This window comes from Micromonospora phytophila, from assembly GCF_023656545.1.
GTDB classification, from domain to species: domain Bacteria; phylum Actinomycetota; class Actinomycetes; order Mycobacteriales; family Micromonosporaceae; genus Micromonospora; species Micromonospora phytophila.
Genome location: NZ_JAMOKF010000474.1, coordinates 1 through 3,288 on the forward strand (window position 1 = coordinate 1; position 3,288 = coordinate 3,288).

Consider the following 3,288-nt stretch of genomic DNA (forward strand, 5'->3'; position numbering starts at 1 on the left):
GTCGCCGCCGCGATGAAGCGCCGGTACACCGCCTCGTAGCCGGCGGCCGTCCGCTCCGTGGAGAAGTTCTCCGCCACGTGCGCGACACAGGCCGCCGGGTCGAAGCGGGTCGCCTCGCGCAGCGCGCCCGGGAGCTCGTCGGCCCGCTCGCAGACCAGGCCGGTCAGGCCGGGCCGGACGATTTCCGGGACGGCACCCCGGTTGAGCGCCACCACCGGTGTGCCCGTCGCCATCGCCTCCACCATCACCATGCCGAACGGCTCGTCCCACTGGATCGGCATGATCAGGCACCGGGCCTCGACCAGCAACCGCAGCGCGGCGGCCCGGTCGGCGTCCAGCACCACCGTGACGTCCTCGCCGAGCAGCGGCCGGACCACCTGGTCGTAGTAGCTGCGCTCGGCCGGTTCGTTGCACTTGCCGGCCAGCACCAACGGCAGACCGGCCGCGCGGCAGGCCCGGATGGCAATGTCCGGGCCCTTGTCCGGGCTGAACCGGGCCAACCACAGCACCGGTCCGCCGCCGGGCGCGGTCTTGTGCGGGACGTTGCGGACGTCCATCGAGTTGTGCACGGTGCCGACCCAGGGCAGCCGCGGGTTGAGCCGACGCTGGGCGTGGGAGATGGCAATCAGCCCCACCCCCTGGTCGGTGTCACTGAGCACGTCGCCGTACTCGCCGACGGGGTTGCCGTGCACGGTCGCCACCGTGGGCACCGCCCGGCGTCCGGCGACCAGCGGCCCGATGGTGGTGTGGTCGTGGACGACGTCGAAGTCGGCCGCGCTGATGCGGTGGTTCACCCGGGCCAGGTGGGCCAGTTCGGGCAGGGATTCACCGAGTCGGTTGTACTGCACGTCGGGCACGGTGGAGACGAAGTCGCCCGTGGTGCCGTGCTGCCGGCCGGCGCCGAACAGGGTCACCGTGTGGCCGCGGTCGGTCAGCGCGTCCACGAGGCCGGCGACCAGCTGTTCCAGCCCGCCGTAGCCGGGTGGAGGCACCGACAGCCAGGGCGGGACCACCATCGCGATCCGCAACGGCCGCTCCGGTGAGCGGTCGGCCGGACGGTGGTTAACGGCCATGGGTCCTCCCCGTCGGTCCCTGGTGTGTGTCCGCCGCCCCGGACACTCCCCCCGGCCCGCCCCGGGGCGCGTCGTCCGGCGGCAGGTGGAGCCGGCGGTGGTTTCCCGGTGGCGGCATCGCTAAACCGGACAAGCCGGGCGCTCACCCACCGACGAGGAGGCGGTCCCGCACCGCCCGCACCCCCTCGGCGGACCACGCCGTCCGCTCCGCCTGGTCCCGTTCCCACCAGGAGCGGACCACCCCGCCCAGGACGACCGTGTCCCCGTGCACCTCGACGGTCACCCGCTCGGTGCCGATCCCGCGCACCAGCGCCCGCTGGATGTCGCGCCGGGTCCGTTCGGCATCCGGCCGGGTCGCGGGCCGCACCTCCACGAGGTTGGTCACCCCGCGTACGCCGCGCAGCCGGCGCACCTCCCGCTCGGCGGTGCGCCGCTGCCAGCCGAACTCGACCTCGCCCCGGAGCATCACCCACCCGTTGGCCACGGTGACGTCCAACCGCTCGGCGGGGACGAAGCTGTCCCACTCCAGCGCCCGGCCGGCCGCGATGGCGATCTCCCCGTCGGTCCGCCCCGCCTCGCCGGGCAGCCGGACCTCGACGTCGTCGGCGACCGCCCGCACCCCGCGTACGCGCTGCGCGCAGCGTTGCGCCGCCCACTTGCGGGCATAGGCGTCCACCCAGCCGGTCAGGGTCACCACGCCGTCGACGACGGTCACACCGATCTCGTTCGGCTGCACCCGGACGTCCCAGGCCAGTTCCTCGAGCACGTCCCGCTGGACCTGCGCGTCGGTCCGGGCGGTCGCTGCCGTGGTCATCGCACCCTCCGTACGCCTCGCCGGGTCTTGCGCACCGGCCGCCGGCGCGACCGGTCTTCCACCGACGGTGCCGTCGCGACGGGTGACGGCGGTTCACCCGCTTCGGGTGAACCGCCGTCAGGAGGGAAGAAGCGGCGGGTGACGGAGCCAACCCCCTTGGCCCCGCCACCCGCCGCCGGAGGGAGGAGGAAAGTTCGGGTACGGGTTACGACGTCTCGGCGAGCGTCACGGTTGCGGTCGCCTCCGCGCCGTTGCGCTTGTAGGTCACCTCGACCCGGTCGCCCACCTTGCCGGCCTGCACCGCGCCGACCAGGTCGTCCGAGTCGTTGATCACCTTGTCGCCGAAGCGGGTGACCACGTCGCCGCGTTGCAGGCCGGCCTTCTCCGCGGCGCTGCCCGGGGTGACGGCGGCGACCAGGGCCCCGCCGCCCTCGGCCGCGTTCACGCTGACGCCGAGCGACGGGTGGCTGACCTTCTCGCCGCGCTGGAGCTTGCCGGCGACGTCCTTGGCCTTGTTGCTGGGGATGGCGAAGCCGACGCCGATGTTGCCACTGCTGCCCTGCCCGGCGGTGGCGATCGCGGTGTTGATGCCGATCACCTCGCCGCGGGTGTTGACCAGCGCGCCGCCGGAGTTGCCGGGGTTGATCGGCGCGTCGGTCTGGAGCAGCCCGGAGATCGAGGTGGCCCCCTGGCCAGGGGCCTGCTGCTGCTCGCCGCCCGCCTGGATGGTGCGGTCGCGGGCGCTGAGGATGCCGGCGGTGACCGAGCCCTGCAGGCCCAGCGGGCTGCCGAGGGCGAGCACCTGGTCGCCGACCTGCATGCCGTCGCTGTCGCCCAAGGAGGCCGCCTTCAGGTCGCCGACGCCGGCGGCCTTCACCACCGCGAGGTCGGTCTTCGGGTCCGTACCGACGATCCGGGCCTCGGCGGTCTTGCCGTCGGCGAAGATCACCCGGACGCTGTCCCGGCTGCCGGAGGCGACCACGTGGTTGTTGGTCAGCACGTAGCCGTCGGCGCTGAGGATCACGCCGGAGCCCTCGCCGTTGTCGGTGGCGATCGAGACCACGCTCGGCTGCACGGCGGCGGCGATCTTGGGCAGGTCGGCGCTGTCGAGCACCGGCGCGGCCGAGTAGGTGCGGGTGATGCCGGAGTCGCCGTCCAAGGCGAGCGCGAGCGCTCCGCCGGCCACGCCGGAGCCGAGCATCAGGGCGAACACCGCGACGCCGGCGCCGGCGAACTTGGCGATCCGGCCCGGGCGGGGGTCGGGCCGCTGCGCCGGAGCCCACGGCGGCACGGGCTGGCCGGGGTGGTACGGCTGCTGCGGGTAACCCGGACCGGCCGGTCCCGGCTGGCCCCCACCGGCCCAGCCGGACTGCTGGCCCGGGTACCAGGGAGCGCCCGGGT

Annotated in this window: 3 protein-coding genes; all 3 read right to left on the reverse strand. The window is 74.3% G+C overall.

Annotated elements, in window-relative coordinates:
• Positions 1-1,073 (reverse strand): glycosyltransferase family 4 protein (locus tag NCC78_RS29855; RefSeq protein ID WP_250798710.1); only part of this gene is annotated, 1,073 nt, incomplete at its 3' end.
• Between the two features lie 142 nt (positions 1,074-1,215).
• Positions 1,216-1,887 (reverse strand): BON domain-containing protein, encoded by a 672-nt coding sequence (locus NCC78_RS29860; protein ID WP_250798711.1) that lies wholly within the window; start codon positions 1,885-1,887, stop codon positions 1,216-1,218.
• A gap of 205 nt (positions 1,888-2,092) precedes the next feature.
• A partial coding sequence (locus NCC78_RS29865; protein ID WP_250798712.1) for a S1C family serine protease occupies positions 2,093-3,288 on the reverse strand: 1,196 nt, incomplete at its 5' end.

Bases quoted from the DNA above. Each gene is read 5' to 3' on its own strand.
- NCC78_RS29860 (WP_250798711.1), bottom strand. From the start codon at position 1,887: ATGACCACGGCAGCGACCGCCCGGACCGACGCGCAGGTCCAGCGGGAC.